The organism is Salinibacillus aidingensis (assembly GCF_055393355.1).
Map to the genome: position 1 here is coordinate 3,494,692 of NZ_AP043759.1, position 17,498 is coordinate 3,512,189.

The 17,498-nt window shown below is 41.5% G+C and carries 13 protein-coding genes, 2 tRNA genes and 2 pseudogenes; 15 read left to right on the forward strand and 2 right to left on the reverse strand.

Annotated features, from left to right (window positions below; genetic code table 11):
* Positions 1-69 precede the first annotated feature (69 nt).
* The 10 genes and pseudogenes from mfd to ACZ5OK_RS17915 all read left to right on the forward strand — a co-directional run bounded on the left by mfd (position 70) and on the right by ACZ5OK_RS17915 (position 9,897).
* A complete protein-coding gene (mfd, locus tag ACZ5OK_RS17870; protein ID WP_343843937.1) occupies positions 70-3,618 on the forward strand; it encodes a transcription-repair coupling factor in 3,549 nt (1,182 codons plus the stop codon).
* Between the two features lie 363 nt (positions 3,619-3,981).
* Entirely contained in the window at positions 3,982-4,512 is a 531-nt protein-coding gene (gene spoVT, locus ACZ5OK_RS17875; RefSeq protein ID WP_343843940.1) for a stage V sporulation protein T, read from the forward strand.
* A 126-nt stretch (positions 4,513-4,638) separates the two neighbouring features.
* Positions 4,639-6,225, forward strand: a complete 1,587-nt coding sequence (locus ACZ5OK_RS17880) for a putative polysaccharide biosynthesis protein (RefSeq protein ID WP_343843943.1) — start codon at positions 4,639-4,641, stop codon at positions 6,223-6,225.
* Positions 6,222-7,694 (forward strand): bifunctional methyltransferase/pyrophosphohydrolase YabN, encoded by a 1,473-nt coding sequence (gene yabN, locus ACZ5OK_RS17885; protein WP_343843946.1) that lies wholly within the window; start codon positions 6,222-6,224, stop codon positions 7,692-7,694. The genes ACZ5OK_RS17880 and yabN overlap by 4 nt, the downstream gene beginning before the upstream one ends.
* A gap of 5 nt (positions 7,695-7,699) precedes the next feature.
* Positions 7,700-7,963 (forward strand): RNA-binding S4 domain-containing protein, encoded by a 264-nt coding sequence (locus tag ACZ5OK_RS17890; protein ID WP_343843949.1) that lies wholly within the window; start codon positions 7,700-7,702, stop codon positions 7,961-7,963.
* Between the two features lie 177 nt (positions 7,964-8,140).
* Entirely contained in the window at positions 8,141-8,443 is a 303-nt protein-coding gene (gene yabP / locus ACZ5OK_RS17895; RefSeq protein ID WP_044153579.1) for a sporulation protein YabP, read from the forward strand.
* Positions 8,440-8,691, forward strand: a pseudogene (gene yabQ, locus ACZ5OK_RS17900) (spore cortex biosynthesis protein YabQ); the annotation flags it as partial. The gene yabP and the pseudogene yabQ, both read left to right, overlap by 4 nt.
* A gap of 14 nt (positions 8,692-8,705) precedes the next feature.
* On the forward strand, positions 8,706-8,981 hold the full coding sequence (locus ACZ5OK_RS17905; RefSeq protein WP_343843952.1) for a hypothetical protein: 276 nt from the start codon (positions 8,706-8,708) through the stop codon (positions 8,979-8,981).
* Positions 8,982-9,046: 65 nt separating this feature from the next.
* A complete protein-coding gene (locus ACZ5OK_RS17910) occupies positions 9,047-9,427 on the forward strand; it encodes an FtsB family cell division protein (protein WP_343843955.1) in 381 nt (126 codons plus the stop codon).
* A gap of 74 nt (positions 9,428-9,501) precedes the next feature.
* Positions 9,502-9,897: a S1 domain-containing RNA-binding protein gene (locus ACZ5OK_RS17915; protein WP_343843958.1), complete on the forward strand. Its 396-nt coding sequence runs from the start codon at positions 9,502-9,504 to the stop codon at positions 9,895-9,897.
* A gap of 386 nt (positions 9,898-10,283) precedes the next feature.
* Here ACZ5OK_RS17915 and ACZ5OK_RS17920 read toward each other — a convergent pair.
* Positions 10,284-10,355, reverse strand: a tRNA-Glu gene (locus ACZ5OK_RS17920).
* 20 nt (positions 10,356-10,375) lie between these two features.
* Positions 10,376-10,452: transfer RNA gene (locus ACZ5OK_RS17925), tRNA-Met, on the reverse strand.
* A 319-nt stretch (positions 10,453-10,771) separates the two neighbouring features.
* Here ACZ5OK_RS17925 and spoIIE point away from each other — a divergent pair.
* The 5 genes and pseudogenes from spoIIE to hpt all read left to right on the forward strand — a co-directional run bounded on the left by spoIIE (position 10,772) and on the right by hpt (position 17,390).
* Entirely contained in the window at positions 10,772-13,225 is a 2,454-nt protein-coding gene (gene spoIIE, locus ACZ5OK_RS17930) for a stage II sporulation protein E (protein WP_343843960.1), read from the forward strand.
* A 444-nt stretch (positions 13,226-13,669) separates the two neighbouring features.
* Positions 13,670-14,409 (forward strand): annotated as a pseudogene (locus ACZ5OK_RS17935) (vWA domain-containing protein).
* Entirely contained in the window at positions 14,378-15,361 is a 984-nt protein-coding gene (locus ACZ5OK_RS17940) for a serine/threonine protein kinase (RefSeq protein WP_343843964.1), read from the forward strand. Before ACZ5OK_RS17935 ends, ACZ5OK_RS17940 begins: the two are co-directional and overlap by 32 nt.
* 61 nt (positions 15,362-15,422) lie before the next feature.
* The gene (gene tilS / locus ACZ5OK_RS17945) at positions 15,423-16,820 is read left to right on the forward strand and encodes a tRNA lysidine(34) synthetase TilS (RefSeq protein ID WP_343843967.1); all 1,398 of its coding nucleotides are present in this window, start codon (positions 15,423-15,425) and stop codon (positions 16,818-16,820) included.
* Positions 16,821-16,847: 27 nt separating this feature from the next.
* Positions 16,848-17,390, forward strand: a complete 543-nt coding sequence (hpt, locus tag ACZ5OK_RS17950; RefSeq protein ID WP_044153590.1) for a hypoxanthine phosphoribosyltransferase — start codon at positions 16,848-16,850, stop codon at positions 17,388-17,390.
* Positions 17,391-17,498 lie beyond the last annotated feature (108 nt).

A 17,498-nucleotide genomic window follows, 5' to 3' on the forward strand; every position in this document is an offset into this window, starting at 1 on the left:
GGAATGAAAAAACAAGCTTTGGTGTTGGTCCACCAAAGCATTTTTGTACGTCTTAAGGGGGAGTAAGGTTTGCAGGGTTTAAAAAACTACCTTCAGGAACAAAATGATATACAAACCATTATTTCAGGCTTTTCATCAGGAATGAAAGAGCAGCTCGTGTCAGGTCTGTCCGGGGCAGCTCGCAGTGTTTTTATTTCCTTGCTTAATGAATCACTGGATAAGCCGGTCTTAGTTCTGACCCACCACTTAAGTCAGGCTCAGGCACTTTATGAGGATTTATTAGATTTAAGTCATGAGGAAGATGTTTACCTGTATCCGGTTAATGAACTTATGGCATCAGAAATTGCTGTTGCCAGTCCTGAGCTATTAAGCCAGCGGATGGAATCGTTAAACCAATGGATTCACAAGCGAAAAGGAGTGTTTATTGCTCCTATAGCTGCTTGCAAACGAATACTGCCTCCTATAAAAAGCTGGGAACAGTCACAGCTTTCCTTCCAAGTTGGTGAGACCATTTCTATTAATGATTATACACAATCCCTGGTTGAAATGGGTTATCGCAGGGAGGATATGATTTCGGCTAAGGGTGAATTCAGTATTCGCGGGGGCATTATTGATTTGTTTCCGCTGACAAGTGAATACCCGGTCAGAATTGAACTCTTTGATGATGAAGTCGACTCTATTCGTTATTTTGACTCGAATTCTCAGCGCTCTTTTAATGAAAAACTGTCATCCATTACAGTTGGACCAGCTGAGGAGGTCCTGCTGACGGACGAGGAGCGACTGACGGGTGCACAAAGACTGGAACAGGCCCTGAGTCAGTCCTTAAAGAAAATGAAGGACGATAACGCTAAGAAGGAATTAGTGGAAAATATTGATTATGATATTGAACGGCTAAAAAATGGCGAAACCTTTCAGGAGATTTATAAGTATAGTTCCTTATTTTATGATCAGGCCGCTAGTTTGATAGATTACCTTCCGCAAAATGGACTGGTTGTCATTGATGAAATGAGTCGAGTGGAAGAAACAGCCACCAGACTGGATCAGGAGGAAGCAGACTGGTATGCAAATTTGCTGGAGCAGAATAAAATGGTGCGTGACCTCAGCGTCTCTTTTTCCTGGAACGATATTCAGGAAAAATTAACAGGGTATTCCAAGCTGTATATGTCGGTCTTTTTACGTCATATTGCCAATACAAATCCGGAAAATTTAATTAATATTTCCTGCCGTGCTATGCAGGAATTTCACGGGCAAATGAACCTGCTGAAAAGTGAACTGAACAGATGGGATAAAGCGGGCTTTTCTGTGTTTATTGTGGCTCCTACCAAAAACAGGGTAGAGAAGGTGCAGTCTGTTCTGGAAGATTACGGGATGGAGGCCAGAGTTGCTGATCAGGGAATTGAGTTTCCTTTAAAAACACCAACCATTGTAGAAGGACAGATAAGTGGAGGTTTTGAACTTCCACTCTTTCGTGTTGCCGTAATCACTGAACAGGAGCTATTTAAAAAACAAACGAAACGCCCGAAAAGAAGGCAGAAGATTTCCAATGCAGAGCGGATCAAAAGCTATCAGGAACTAAAAATCGGGGATTATGTCGTTCATGCCAATCATGGTATTGGCAAATATGTAGGGATTGAAACACTGGAGCTAAATGGACTTCATAAAGATTATTTACTTATAAAATATTCTGGTGATGACAAGCTTTATGTACCCATTGACCAGATTGATCTCGTTCAGAAATATGTGGGTTCTGGTGAAGGAAAGGAACCTAAGCTGTATAAGCTGGGCGGAAGTGAATGGAAAAAGGTTAAAAATCGGGTCCAATCCTCAGTTGAAGATATTGCCGATGATTTAATCAAACTTTATGCCGAACGGGAACGGACGAAGGGCTTTGCATTCTCTGAAGATAATGACATGCAAAGAGAATTTGAAGCGGCTTTTCCTTATGAAGAAACAGAGGATCAGCTCCGTTGTATTGAGGAAATCAAACAGGATATGATGAAGTCGCGACCGATGGACCGTCTGCTTTGCGGGGATGTTGGCTACGGGAAGACAGAGGTTGCGATCCGTGCGGTATTTAAAGCCATTCTGGATGAAAAACAGGTAGCGATCCTTGTTCCAACAACCGTCCTGGCTCAGCAGCATTTTGAAACCTTCCAGGAGCGGTTCCAGGATTATGGCATTAACATAGGACTTTTAAGTCGTTTTCGTTCAAGAAAGCAGCAAAAGGAAACGATAGACGGTCTGAAAAAGGGTCTGGTGGATGTTGTCATCGGAACTCATCGGATTTTATCCAAGGATATTCAATACAAGGACCTCGGTTTGTTAATTGTGGATGAAGAACAGCGCTTCGGGGTGAAGCACAAGGAAAAGATTAAGCAGTTTAAAACCAATATTGATGTTTTAACGTTAACAGCAACACCAATCCCGCGTACCCTACATATGTCCATGCTTGGTGTCAGGGATTTATCTGTCATTGAAACACCGCCTGAAAATCGGTTCCCTATTCAAACGTATGTGATTGAATATAATCCACAGTTTGTTCGGGAGGTTATAGAGAGGGAGCTTTCCCGCGGAGGTCAGGTTTTCTTTCTTTATAATCGTGTGGAAAACATCGAACGAATGGCTGCCGAAATTGATGTGTTAGTAGAGGATGCCCGGGTGACGTTTGCCCACGGGCGTATGAATGAAAATCAGCTGGAAAATGTGATGTTTGACTTTTTAGAGGGGCATTCGGATGTTCTGGTCAGTACAACGATTATTGAGACAGGTGTGGATATTCCGAATGTAAATACTCTGATTGTTTACGATGCAGATAAAATGGGACTGAGTCAGCTCTATCAGTTACGGGGGCGCGTGGGTAGATCGAATCGGATTGCGTATGCGTACTTCACTCATCAGCAGAATAAAGTGCTGACAGAGGTGGCCGAAAAACGACTGCAGGCGATAAAAGAATTTACCGAGCTTGGTTCCGGATTTAAGATTGCGATGCGTGACTTATCCATTCGTGGAACAGGAAATCTGTTAGGTGCAGAACAGCACGGATTTATCGATTCTGTAGGTTTTGATATGTATTCCAAGATGCTTAAGGATGCTATCGATGCGAAAAAAGAAGGAAAAACCTATGAAGAAGCCAAGCCATTTGACGTAGAGATCAATGTCAACCTCGATGCTTATATACCACCTTCTTATATAGAAGACGAAAAACAGAAAATTGATATGTATAAGCGTTTTGGGGCTGTTGAAAAAATGGATGAGATTCTGGATCTTCAGGATGAATTGATGGATCGCTTCGGTGAATACCCGAAAGAAGTGGAAAACCTCCTGCAAGTTACCAAGCTTCGTATTATGGCCAGACAGGAGCGTATTGAATCCATAACCGAGAAGAAGTTAAATGTTGAGCTTCTTATGGATGGGGAAGAAAGTCAGCAGGTAGATGGATCGAAGCTGTTTGAACTAGCCAATGAATATGGCCGGTTAATTCAGCTTGGAACAGAAAACAATAAACTGAAAATGGTATTTAAATTCAGCCGGGATCATGCTTACAAACGCTACGATGTGATTTCCGAGTTTCTGACAAAGCTGCCTCGTGTGAAACAGCAGGAGGTCGCTTCTTCCTAAATATACATGGATGTTTGGGTAAACGTGGGTATACGGTTAGTTTGAAGGCCATTAAAGCTCATGAATTCCTGCTTAAGGCCTTCACACACCTTCCACCATGCCTGACCAGTCGCCTCCGCTTTTCTGTCCAGCTGCGGCTCCTAGGTCTGCGCGGATATAAGCCAAAGCCATTCCGTGGCTAATGCCACTTCATGTCTTTGTCTTACCCCGCCAGACCTGACCAGTCGCCTCCGCTTTTCTGCCTTAATTTTTACCAACTTGTGTATAGTTTGCCCTTGTTGTTAAATACTAACTTTACGAAACGGTGCAAGAGAAAGTCACCATACGTAATCACATCCAAGAAAGCGAGGATTGAGTGAGTAAATGAAAGCAACAGGTATTGTTCGACGCATCGATGATTTGGGAAGAGTTGTTGTACCAAAGGAGATTAGAAGAACGTTGCGTATTCGGGAAGGCGATCCTCTTGAAATTTTTGTTGACCGTGAAGGAGAAGTCATTCTTAAGAAATATTCTCCTATAAATGAATTAGGTGATTTTGCGAAAGAGTATGCAGAGGCTTTATTTGACACATTGGGACATGCCGTTTTTATATCCGACCGGGATGAATTTATTGCTGTAGCGGGAGGCTCGAAAAAAGAGTACTTAAACAAAAAAATTGGATCTCATATAGAAAAGATTATGGAAGATCGTAATGTCGTTTCAGAAAGTAATGAACAAAGCATTGAATTTCTTGAAGGACAGGAAGAAACCATTTCTTCGTACGTGATGGCTCCAATCATAGCTAATGGGGACCCCGTAGGCTGTGTTGTATTAACCTCAGAGGAGGCGTTAGGAGAAGCTGAGAAGAAAGCGGCTGAGACGGCAGCAGGCTTTTTAGCAAGACAAATGGATTAATCAGTTTATTAGAGGGCTGGCTCATCATTGGGTTAGTCCTCTTTCGATGTTTTCCCCGTATTGTAACGAAAGATGGCTCCTGTGCTATAATGATGCCATACATAGAGAAGAGGAAAGGCGAACGTTATGAGTCATAGACAGGTGTTTAAGGGAGCATTGCTATTAACGGCAGCAGGAATATTAGGAAAGCTTTTAAGTGCAGGATATCGTGTTCCGCTTCAAAACTTAACAGGAGATACGGGGTTTTATATTTATCAGCAGGTGTATCCCTTTATCACCATTGCGTGGATGATGTCTGTTTATGGTTATCCTGCAGCCATCTCAACGTTCAACCTGGAAACTAGGCAGGAAAAGCATTCGGGAAGTCACATTACGTTATATATCCCGATTTTTATATTTTTGTTTTTCCTTAATGGAATCGTATTTCTGTTTTTATATTTCGGTGCTCATCGAATGGCGGGGTGGATGGGTGATCCCCATTTAGAGGTACCCATTCAGTTTGCTTCGTTGCTTTTTTTGCTCATCCCCTTTACCTCGTTCTTACGGGGAAGTTTCCAAAGTGCAGAGGATATGCGCCCTTCAGCTGTTTCTCAAACGGGTGAGCAGCTTGTACGGATCGGGCTCATTTTATGGTTTACGTATACTTTTCTTCAGCAAGGGAAATCTCTTTACGATATAGGAAGCCGGGCAGCATTATCTTCTTCTATTGCGGCTTGTGCAGCAGTACTCATATTGGTTCTATCGCTTCTGTTTTTCTACAGGCGACACCAGATTCATTTTTCCATGAAGATGATCTCCATCAGAAGAATGATAAAAGTTCTTTTTGAAACAAGTATGATTGCGGGATTAAATTATATGCTGCTCATCCTGTTACAGCTTGTGGATGTGTTTACGATTATACCTGGATTACAGGAGTATGGACTGACCTTAAATGAGGCGAAAGCGGAAAAAGGGATCTATGATCGGGGACAGCCCTTAGTTCAATTAGGAGTGGTGTTTGGATCCTCCTTATCCTTGGCGCTGATACCAGCTATTTCAAAAATGAAAGCCAGGGGTGCCGTAAAATTAGAGGAGCAATCGGTAAAAAGAGCCATAAAATTTACATTGCTTTTTGCAACCGCAGCAACCATAGGAATCATTTTAATTTTTCCATCGACTAATATTCTGTTATTTAAAACAAATGTGGGTACAGAGGCGCTGAGAATCTTTATGGTTATGATTTTATTGGTATCGATCACGCTGACACTGTCGACATTTTTGCAGGGGCTCGGTTTTGTGAAAAGACAGGCACTCTTGTTTGGACTAGCCGTCGTAATGAAAGGGATACTAAATGTCCTATTGATTCCTGCTTTCGGTATTCAGGGAGCGGCAACGGCTTCAGTTGTGAGTGTGCTGATTTTGGCGGCAGCCTTTGCTTTGCTGTTTAAACGATATACAAGCCTTTCCTATCGCCGGATTTTACCCTGGAAATCCTTTGTTTTCTCTTTAAGTATAATGGTAATCATCGTCCTCATGATGAAGCTGTTATTCTTAAATGGTGAAGTGAACCATCGAATGGATGTTTTAGGATATATTATGGCGAGCAGCAGTCTGGGGGCCCTATCGTACTTTGGAGCCCTCATTTGGAGTGGAGGGTTTACCCTGAGGGAATTACGGCTCTTCCCGTATGGAAAGCAATTAACCGAGTGGGTTGTCAGGAGGAGAAGACCATGAAAAAAAAGATTACGATTTTAGGATTAGGTGCAGGAGATATCAATCAGATTCCGCTGGGGGTCTATCGTCAATTGGTTTCCTCTGAGTCAGTTGTCCATACACGGACGATGGATCATCCTGTTATAAAGTCACTGGAAGCGGATGGGGCACAGTTTCAATCCTTTGATGACGTATATGAAAAGCATGATTCATTTGAGCCTGTTTATCAGGAAATTGTTCAGAATCTATTACAGGCAGCAGAGAGTTCTCCGGTCATTTATACCACACCGGGACACCCGATGCTGGCGGAAAGAGCCGTTCAAATTTTACTGGACAAGGCTGAACAGGATCCGGCTGTGCAGATCCACATAGGACAGGGTCAAAGCTATCTCGACGCGTTATTTGCCAGTCTGCGAATCGATCCTGTCGAAGGGTTTCAATTTCTGGATGCAACATCATTTAAACGCTTGGAAGTACAATTTGACCAGCACGTTGTATTTACCCAGGTATATGATCAAATGATTGCCTCGGAAGTAAAGTTAACGTTAATGGAGGATTTGCCGGACGATTATCCTGTTACCGTTGTACATGCAGCAGGGAGCGAGGAGGAGTGGATCAAAGAGGTTCCTCTGTTTGAATTGGATCGTTCCGTGCCTTTAAGTAATTTAATCAGCGTTTATGTACCCCCGGCTCCTCCAGAATTGCGTCATCACCAATTCAACCGTCTTCGTGAGGTCATTGCGATTTTAAGAGGGCCTGATGGATGTCCGTGGGATCGCAAACAAACCCATGAATCCCTGCGTCCGTATTTACTTGAAGAGGCCTATGAGGTGATTGAGGCCATTGATGAACAGGATGATGAAAAGCTTACCGATGAATTAGGGGATGTTCTCCTTCAGGTTATGCTTCATGGGAAAATTGGTGAAGATGAGGGGTATTTCAGTGTAGATGATATAATCCAGCATATTACCGATAAAATGGTTCGCAGGCATCCGCATGTTTTCGGGAATGTAAACCTGAATACCTCTGATGAAGTAGTTAAGACCTGGGATGAAATAAAAAGGGATGAAAAAGGCGGATTTGAGGAAGAATCGATTGTCGATGATATTGAGAAGTCACTTCCGGCATTACTGACTGCTTATGAACTGCAAAAGAAGACCGCTAAAATTGGTTTTGACTGGGAGGACTTTCAACCTGTTTTGGATAAAATTATGGAGGAAATAAAGGAATTTAAGCAGTCCTTAGCGAAACAAACAACTACCGAAATGGAAAAGGAACTGGGAGATATCCTGTTTTCCATCGTTAATCTGGCCAGACATTATAAAATAAATCCTGAAATTGCCCTGCAGCAAAGTAATCAAACCTTTAAGCGCCGTTTCCAATTTATCGAAAAGCGGACAAAGGAACAGGGGAAAACCCTGGATGATATGACTTTAGAGGAAATGGATCAACTCTGGAATGAAGCAAAGTCTAACGAAAAAGAGAGGTAAAGTCTATGCGATTAGATAAATTTTTAAAAATTTCACGTTTAATTAAAAGAAGAACATTAGCTAAGGAAGTAGCTGAACAGGGAAGAATTCAATTAAACGGACAGCCTGCTAAAGCATCAACCAAACTATCCGCAGGGGATGAGTTAACCATACGCTTTGGTCAGAAGCTGCTGACCGTAAAAGTAAACGATCTCCGTGAAACTGTAAAGAAAGATGAAGCTCAGAGTCTTTATACAGTTGTAAAGGAAGAGCCCGTTCATCAGGACTAGTTTTTTCACGCCTTAACGGGCCGTAATCCCCCCATCGATGTTTCACTTAATATCTATTAAAAGCTTATATTTGAGGGAACAACCCGTGCGAATACGGCCATTTAAAAAATATAAACTTTTAAGTTCTATACTTGTCCTTTCTATCATAGATTTTTAATGATAAGGAGGGGCGAGTATATGAATTATGAAAACCAATTTTATCCGAGCACAAGAGAACCACAGGAACATCATGTAAAGGTACTGAACCGAAGAGAGCTTGAAATTACAGGAGTTAAAGAAGTAGATAGCTTTGATAATGAAGAATTTTTACTTCAAACCTCGTTTGGCTACCTGGTTGTACGCGGCGAAAACCTGCATATGAAGAATTTAAATTTGGACGAGACTTTAGTATCCATTAAGGGGCGGGTATATGAATTATCATATATAGACGACCAGCAGGGAGATAAAGCTAAAGGTCTCTTTAGCAAGCTATTTAAATGAGTTTATCCCTGCAGTTTATAACCATGCTTGTGATGGCCGGTAGCGGAATTTACCTTGGGATGGCTGCAGATACCTTTCACAGATTCAATGATCGAAAAAAGCGAAAGCCTTGGATTCATTATTGTAATGAGATTCTGTTCTGGATTTTGCAGGGTTTAATTATATTTTATATCTTATACTTAACGAATTATGGACAAATTCGCTTTTATATCTGGTTAGCCCTTATTTTTGGTTTTGCGTTTTATCAAGCGCTTCTAAGGGTATGGTATTTAAAGGTTTTGGAGCATCTCATTCAGTTTTCCGTTACCACCTGGCAAGTATTGCGGAGGCTCATTCAACGTTTGGTGATCGCCCCGCTTTCCTGGATGCTAAAGGTGCTTACCTACCTCTTAACTCTTTTCTGGACGGCTGTAATCTGGGTCCTGTTAATTCCATGGAAGCTATTCAGAAGACCTCTGATATTTCTATGGAAGCAAATAAAAAAGCTTATTCCGGAGAATGTCAAAAAATATATTCTTTCTTTTTTGGAACTTTGTAGTAAAATAATAAATAACCTGGTTGACATTTGGAAATCCATTTTTGCAAAAAGGAGGTAAATCGACGATGAGTTCGGCTAATAAACGAGTAACCAGACTGGATTCAAATTATGTACGAGAATATGATGCATATGTAGAGCGGCAAAATAAGCGAAAAAAGCGTCTTTATCGTCGCTTAACCCTTTTTGCAATTGTTGCAGTGAGTGTATTTGCTTATTTAATCACCTTTCACTTAAATCAGCGTGAACTGTATAAAGAAAAAGTCAGTGAATATGAACAATTAAATGAAGAATTGGATAAACTAGAAGTAAAAGAAAAGAACCTGCAACAGGAAATTGACTTATTAAATGATACAGATTACATTTTACAAATTGCCAGGAAGGACTATTTTCTTTCAAAAGACGGGGAAATTATCTTTAATGTACCCGACGATGAGTCGTCTTATTGACACTTTTTTAAGTGCATATATATAATATATAGGAAGTACACTTTTTTAAAATTCTAAGGAGGAGCATTTTTTTTATGTCAGTTGAAGTAGGCAGCAAGCTGAAAGGCAAGGTAACAGGCATCACAAATTTTGGAGCTTTTGTAGAACTGCCTGATGGATCTACAGGATTAGTTCACATTAGCGAGGTAGCAGATAAGTATGTCAAGGACATTCATGAGTTTTTGACAGTAGGAGACGAAGTAGAAGTCAAAGTTATTAATGTAAGTGAAGGAAAAATTGGACTTTCCATTAAAAAAGCAAAGGAAAACAAAAATCCTAACAACAACAAAAAACGTGGAAATCCAAAGAGACGCAGTGAATCATTTGAAGCCAAAATGAACCGTTTTCTTAAAGACAGTGAAGATCGCTTAGCTTCTTTAAGAAAGAACACGGAATCTAAACGTGGTGGACGTGGTGCTAAAAAAGGTTAACTTGCTGTCTGACTGTATAAAATCAAAATGAATCATTTAACGTAAATAGATATAAGGAGAAGCCCTGGAATGTAAATCCCGGGCTTTTTTAATGCTAAAAAAGATATACGGTCTATTAGCATAGCTTCTGCTTCATACTGAATCATACGGTTGATTTCCTTTGTTCAATAGGCCCGGCAAATCTTCTTTATATGATGAAAACCCCATTCCAGAGACTCTTCTTGTCCTGAAATGGGGTTTTTCTATTTAGCGCCTTCGCTTTTCTTATGTCTAGCTACGGCTCCTAGGTCAAGGCGGACATAAGCCAAAGTCATTCCGTGTCTAGAAACCACTTCATGTCTTCGTCTTATCGCGCTAGACCTAACCAGTCGCCTTCGCTTTTCGTATGACCCGTACGGGATTCGAACCCGTGTTACCGCCGTGAAAGGGCGGTGTCTTAACCACTTGACCAACGGGCCGTAGTAAAAGAAAGATAATATGGTAGCGGCGGAGGGGATCGAACCCCCGACCTCACGGGTATGAACCGTACGCTCTCGCCAGCTGAGCTACGCCGCCAATAGTTTATATCTGAAACGCACAAAAAATATAATACAACAGGATGTATATTGTGTCAACCATCCATTATTGATTTTTATCCAGCATTATTCTGGTTGTCCACTTTTACGTTATCAGTGAAAAAGACTGGTAAAATTTTGATGATGTCGAGTGATTATGACACACATTGTTTCAAATGAATCAAACGTTCTTTTTTTCTTGTTGAATTGAAAAATCATTTTCAGAAAGACGTCGAAGATTTTTTTATGGTTGTCCTCCTGTTTTGACAAAAAAATTAGTTGTTATGTGGTTAAATCAATAGGTAAAGGAGTGATCGACCATGATTGAATCTGTAACAAGAAATCAATCAAAATCATTATACCAGCAGCTTCGTTTTGCTTTGATAAATGCTAAAAGGAAGACGAAAGAACTTTCACAGCGAAAACTTATTGAAGAGGGTTGGCTTCTTTTATTTGCTGGATTTTTATTAGGCAGAGCCATTATCCTTGAATCGGTTTCACCCTTTGCGGTTGCTTTCTTTGCTTCAATTTGGATGATCAGACGGAAATTATCCTTAAAAGTAGCTTTTGCCGTACTGGCCGGCAGCTTGACGATTTATTGGGAGCATTCCCTGTTCTTACTTAGCAGTATCTTTTTATTTTGTGTTCTTGCGGGTATTTTCAGAAAAACCACCAATCAGCAAAAATGGCTTCCTGTTTTTGTTTTCATTTCCTGCATCATACCGAGAATTTCCGGATCTTATCTGACGGGGCAAATGGAAACTTACCAGTGGGTATTATCCATCGTAGAATCCAGTTTAAGCGTGATTCTTGTTCTCATTTTTATGCAGAGTGTGCCGATATTATCACCAAGTGCAGTAAAAAAAGATTTAAAAAATGAGGAAATTGTCTGCATGATGATTTTGCTGGCTTCGGTGTTGACCGGAATGATCGGCTGGATTGTTCTTGATGCATCGGTGGAACAGGTCTTTTCCCGTTATGTCGTGTTATTACTGGCTTATATTGCCGGTGCAGCTATCGGATCAACAGTAGGTGTAGTGACAGGGCTGGTTCTGAGTCTTGCCGATGTTGCGAGTCTGTATCAAATGAGTTTGTTAGCGTTTGCCGGTCTGCTGGGCGGACTTTTAAAGGATGGTAAGAAAATTGGAGTAGGCTTAGGCTTGTTTGTCGCCACGCTTTTAATTGGAATTTATGGAGAAGGTCAGGGGGCCCCATTTAGACCGGTTATGATTGAGACGGGCCTTGCCATTGCACTATTTTTTGCGACACCTGATGGATGGATTCGTAAAATGGCCCGATATATTCCAGGAACAAATGAACATACAGAAGAGCAGCAGCAATATTTGCAAAAGGTCAGGGATGTGACAGCACAAAGAGTGGAAACATTTTCTGATATGTTTCAGGCTCTCTCCAAAAGCTTTTCGCGAATTGATGGGGTTACCCCTCAGACGCAGGATGGAAAAGAACGAGATTATTTTCTAAGCAACGTAACAGAGAAAACGTGCCAGTCCTGTTTCAAAAAGGAAAGCTGCTGGGTACATAAATTTGACCAGACCTACGACTATATGACTGAGATTATGGCTGAGATGGAAAAAGGAACCTTTGATAACAAACGAAAATTAAAAAGAGATTTTGAAAATCACTGTGTAAAATCCGGGAAAGTTTATGAAACCATGAAAAATGAGCTCTCCTTTTACGAGGCTAATCAGCGTCTGAAAAAACAGGTGAAAGAAAGTCGAAAGTTTGTTGCGGAACAATTGAGAGGCGTTTCCGATGTCATGGACAATTTTGCTAAGGAAATTATGAAGGAACGGCAAATTCATGAGCAGCAGGAGCAGGAAATTGTACAGGCTATTCGGAATCTGGACTTTGAAATTGAGAAGCTGGATATTTATAGTCTGGATCCGGGCAATATTGATATCGAAATGAACCTGTCTTTTTATGATTACCATGGAGAAGGATCAAAAGTCATTGCCCCGGCTCTGTCGGATATTCTGGAGGAAACGGTTATTGTTGATAAGGAAGAAGTATCCCCGTTTCCTAATGGCTATGGTTATTTTACCTTTAAATCAGCAAGACAGTACAATATTCAAACCGGCGTTGCCCACGCGGCAAAAGGTGGGGGATTAATTTCCGGAGACAGTTATTTAACGATGGAACTTGGAAGTGGCAGATATGCGCTGGCGATAAGTGATGGCATGGGTAATGGAGAACGGGCCTATATGGAGAGTATGGAGACATTACGGTTATTAAGACAGATATTGCAATCAGGAATTGATGAAAAGGTTGCGATAAAATCGATTAATTCCATATTGTCCTTACGCACCACAGATGAAATTTTCTCTACTTTAGATTTAGCAGTTATTGATCTCCACCACGCAGGGGCAAAGTTTCTGAAAATCGGGTCCACACCGAGCTTTGTCAGACGGACCTCAGATATCATTAAGGTAGAAGCAGGGAATCTGCCAATCGGTATTATTAAGGAATTTGATGTGGATGTGGTTAGTGAGCAGCTGAAACCGGATGATATTCTGATTATGATGAGCGACGGAATCTTTGAAGGACCTGATCATGTAGAAAATGTGGATATGTGGCTGAGAAGGAAGATTAAAAGTATAGAAACCAATGATCCGCAAGCCATAGCGGATATTATCCTGGAGGAGGTTGTGAGGACCAAATCCGGTGAAATTGATGATGATATGACCGTATTGGTAGCCAAACTGGAAGAACATATTCCGAAATGGGCTTCCTTTCCGCTTCATAAGGCGCAGTAAAGTTACTGCGTCTTTTCTGTTGTCCAGCTGCGGCTCCCAGGCCCAAGCAGACATAAGCATAATCCACTACGCGGCCAAAGAGCAGGCCACTCCGTGAATTATGCTTATGCTGTCGGACCTGACCAGTCGCCTCCGCTTTTCTATTGTCCAGCTGCAGCTCCCAGGCCCAAGCGGTCATAAGCAGAATACCCTCCATGGCCAAAAGCGGCCACTCCGGATATTCTGCTTATGCCGTAGGGCCTAAACGGTCGCCTCCGCTTTTCCGTTGTCCAGCTGCGGCTCCTAGGTCCAGGCCGACATAAGCAAAAGCCATTACGTGGCAAAAAACACGCCACTCCATGTCTTTTGCTTATACGGCAGGACCTGACCAGGCGCCTTCGCTTTTCTGTGTATATTTTCTTTTTTTCTGGGCAAGGATGGTAGTAGATTTTAGGAGGGATTTGCATGAAGAAAGGTACGATTAAACAGATTCTATTAATTACGGATGGTTGTTCGAATCAAGGGGAGATCCGGCTTCTATCAGTTCAATTGCCTATCAGCAGGGAATTTCGGTAAATGTAATTGGTGTGCTGGAGGATGATGATTCGGAGCAGCCGGAGGGATTGGAAGAAGTAGAGGACATTTCGTCAGCTGGTGGTGGTGTGAGTCGAATTGTATACGCACAGGCTTTATCGCAGACGGTTCAGATGGTTACGAAGCAGGCCATGACCCAGACACTGCAAGGGGTTGTGAATCAGGAGCTTCAGCAAATACTTGGTGATGAGAAATCTATGGAAGATTTGCCACCGGAAAAGCGCGGAGAAGTGATGGAGGTTGTAGAAGATTTAGGAGAAACCAGTGATTTGGAGGTTTTAATTCTAGTAGATACAAGTGCCAGCATGAGCCCTAAATTGGCAACTGTAAAAGAATCATTAGAGGATTTATCTTTAAGTTTAAATGCAAGAACAGGGAAAAATCGGTTTGCGATTTACAGTTTTCCTGGTAAAAAGCAGCCTGTCAATGAAATCATGCCATGGACGAATAAACTGCAAAATATCTCGTCTGTTTTTCCTAAATTAACGAGCGGAGGAATTACACCTACTGGTCCTGCACTAAAAGAAGCTATCCATCATTTCCAATCCACACCAAAATTAGAGGGATGGAGTTCAGAAAATGGGGATATCTACGAAGAAACCGGTTTTTAATTTACGTCCGGGTACAAAAATAAGAGGAAAATGGCATCAAAATACCTATCAAATTGTAAAAGTCCTTGGTTCCGGTGCTATAGGGACTGTATATTTAGCCCTTTATAACCAGCGGTCGGTCGCATTAAAAATCAGTCATCAACCCTCAGCGATTACAACAGAAGTGAATGTATTAAAAGCATTTGAAAAGGCCCAGGGAAAGCGTCTCGGGCCTTCTTTAATTGATGTGGATGATTGGGTGCCAAAACAAGCGGATTCCTATTCGTTTTATGTGATGGAATACCTGAAGGGCCAGAGTCTGAATTCGTTTATTCAGCAAAAAGGTGATGATTGGCTCGGGATAATGATGATTCAGCTGCTGGGAGATTTACATCAATTGCATCAGATTGGCTGGGTTTTTGGGGATTTAAAGCCTGAAAATTTAATTGTCACTCATTCTCCATCGAGACTTCGGTGGATAGATGTTGGCGGAACCACAAAACAGGGCCGGGCAATAAAAGAGTATACAGAGTTCTATGATCGGGGGTATTGGGAGCTTGGTTCACGGAAAGCTGACCCGGCCTATGATCTGTTTGCCGTTGCGATGGTGATGATACAGGTTTACTATCCCGATCGATTTGATAAAGGTCATCAGCCCTATCAGACACTAATGAATAAAATAAAAGCAAACCAACAGCTCAGATCATATCGTACATGTCTTGAGAAAGCCCTGCGTGGACAATATTCATCAAGCGCTCAAATGCAGAAAGAGCTGGCCCAGAAAATTGCGGAAAAAAGAAAACAGCCAATACCGAGAAGTCAACCGTCTGCTGCAACATCGAAACAAAAGAGCTATACCTCTGTACAGCAAAAATCCTCCCCTCCGAAATGGTTGGAATCTTTGGGAATTGCTACGGTAACTGGGGTGCTCTACGTCTTCTATTTACTTTTGCAGGTCATCTCTACTTTTTAACTTTAGTTCTTGGTTTAGTAGTGGTACCATATGAATATGGATAAGCAGAGCAGGAAATGGAGTGGGTGGATTGCTGGAAGATAAAGTTTTATCATTCTGTCATCGACACCAATTGTTTCAGAGTGGAGATCCTATTTTTATTGCGGTTTCCGGTGGTGCCGATTCCCTGGCCCTTCTCCATTTTTTCACTTCTATTCGGGAGCGTTACCAGCTATCGATTACGGCCCTGACCTTGGATCACAGGCTGAGAGGAGAGGCCTCCCGGCAGGATGTTCAATTTGTTGAGAAGCTATGCCGGGAGTGGAATGTAGCATGTATTTCAAAAAGCCTGGATGTGGCAAAGTATCAAAGAGAGCATAAGGCAGGTGTGGAGGAAGCAGCCAGAGAGGTCCGTTATCAATTTTTTGAGAATGAGATCAGGCAGTCCCATCATCCTGTCCTTGCTATGGGACATCACGGAGATGACCAGACGGAAACCATGTTTATGCAGCTGACGCGGGGAGTTCTTCCTAAGGGAATCCCTTATAAGAGGAGTTTTGCAAACGGATGGATTATTCGCCCTTTCTTATGCTTAACCAAGCGGGAAATTGAGGATTATTGCCATCATCATCAGCTGTCGCCGCGTTATGATGAAACCAATACAGATGAAGCTTATACCAGGAATGCTTTTCGTAAACGCCTGGTTCCCTTTATCAAAAGGTACAATCCAAGTATTCATGAAAGTCTGCAGACAATGAGTGAATCCCTGCAGGAAGATGAAGAATTTTTATTGGCTGAAGCTCAAAAAGCGGTTGATCAGACCGTCAGCACAGGCAAAGATGGGGAGGATAAAACGATTGATCTGGTACGGTTTCAGACTTATGCACGTCCTTTACAAAGAAGGGCCTTTCATCTAATATTAAGGTATCTCTATCGTTCTAAAGGACAAGACTATTCAGCGATTCATGCAGAGAAACTTCTTCAGCTTTTGGAGACAGAAAGACCTAACCTTCACCTTGATTTTCCCGGTGGATTAAAAGTAATAAAATCCTATCATCAATTACTACTGACGTTTAAATCCAAGGAAATCCGGACGTATCGTCAGGAGGTTTATCCTGGTGAAACGATTATTTTACCGGATGGAAGAGAGCTGGATGTAAAAGTGGAAGAAGCAGGTGAAAGGCCGGAAGAATCAAGCCCGTTTGAATTTGTTTGTGATGTTTCGCACCTGTCTTTTCCGCTTATTATTCGAACACGGGAAAAAGGTGACAGGATTAGAATTCGGGGTCTGGGAGGCAGTAAAAAGATTAAAGATATCTTTATTGATGAAAAAATTCCCGGACACAAGCGGGAAGAGTGGCCAATTATCACAGATAGCATGGGAAAAATTATTTGGTTATTGGGACTGAAAAAAGGGGATGTTATAAGTAGTCCCTCCAATAATAAGTGGCTTCGGATTTATTTAAGACATAAATATTGAATACATAAAATAGGAGGAGCTTTGGAAATGCATAACGACATAGAGGAAATTTTAATTACCGAAGACCAGATTCAGAAAAAGATTCAAGTCATTGCGGATCAATTAACAGACGAGTATCAGGATCGTTTCCCGCTGGCTGTAGGTGTGCTTAAGGGTGCATTGCCCTTTATGGCTGATTTGCTGAAGAGGGTTGAAACCTATCTGGAAATGGACTTTATGGATGTCTCCAGTTACGATGGGGGAATGAAGTCGACCGGTGAAGTGAAAATTATTAAGGATTTAAACACAAAAGTAGAAGGAAGAGATATCCTCATTATTGAAGATATTATTGATAGCGGGCTGACCCTAAGTTATTTAGTCGATTTATTTAAGTATCGTAAAGCTAATTCGATTAAAATTGTAACCCTGCTTGATAAGCCGACAGGACGGCAGGCGAAAATCAAAGCAGACTTGGCAGGCTTTGAAGTGCCGGATGCCTTTGTGGTTGGCTATGGACTTGATTATCAGGAAAAATACCGTAATTTACCATACATTGGTGTACTAAAGCCTGAAGTATATTCCATGAAATAATCCATATTTTTTATGCATGAAACCAATGTTCTTTGTTTAAATATTTAAAGAGGGTTATCAGTTGAGTATCAGGAATTTAATATGGTACTATTTATTATAGTTTTCTCG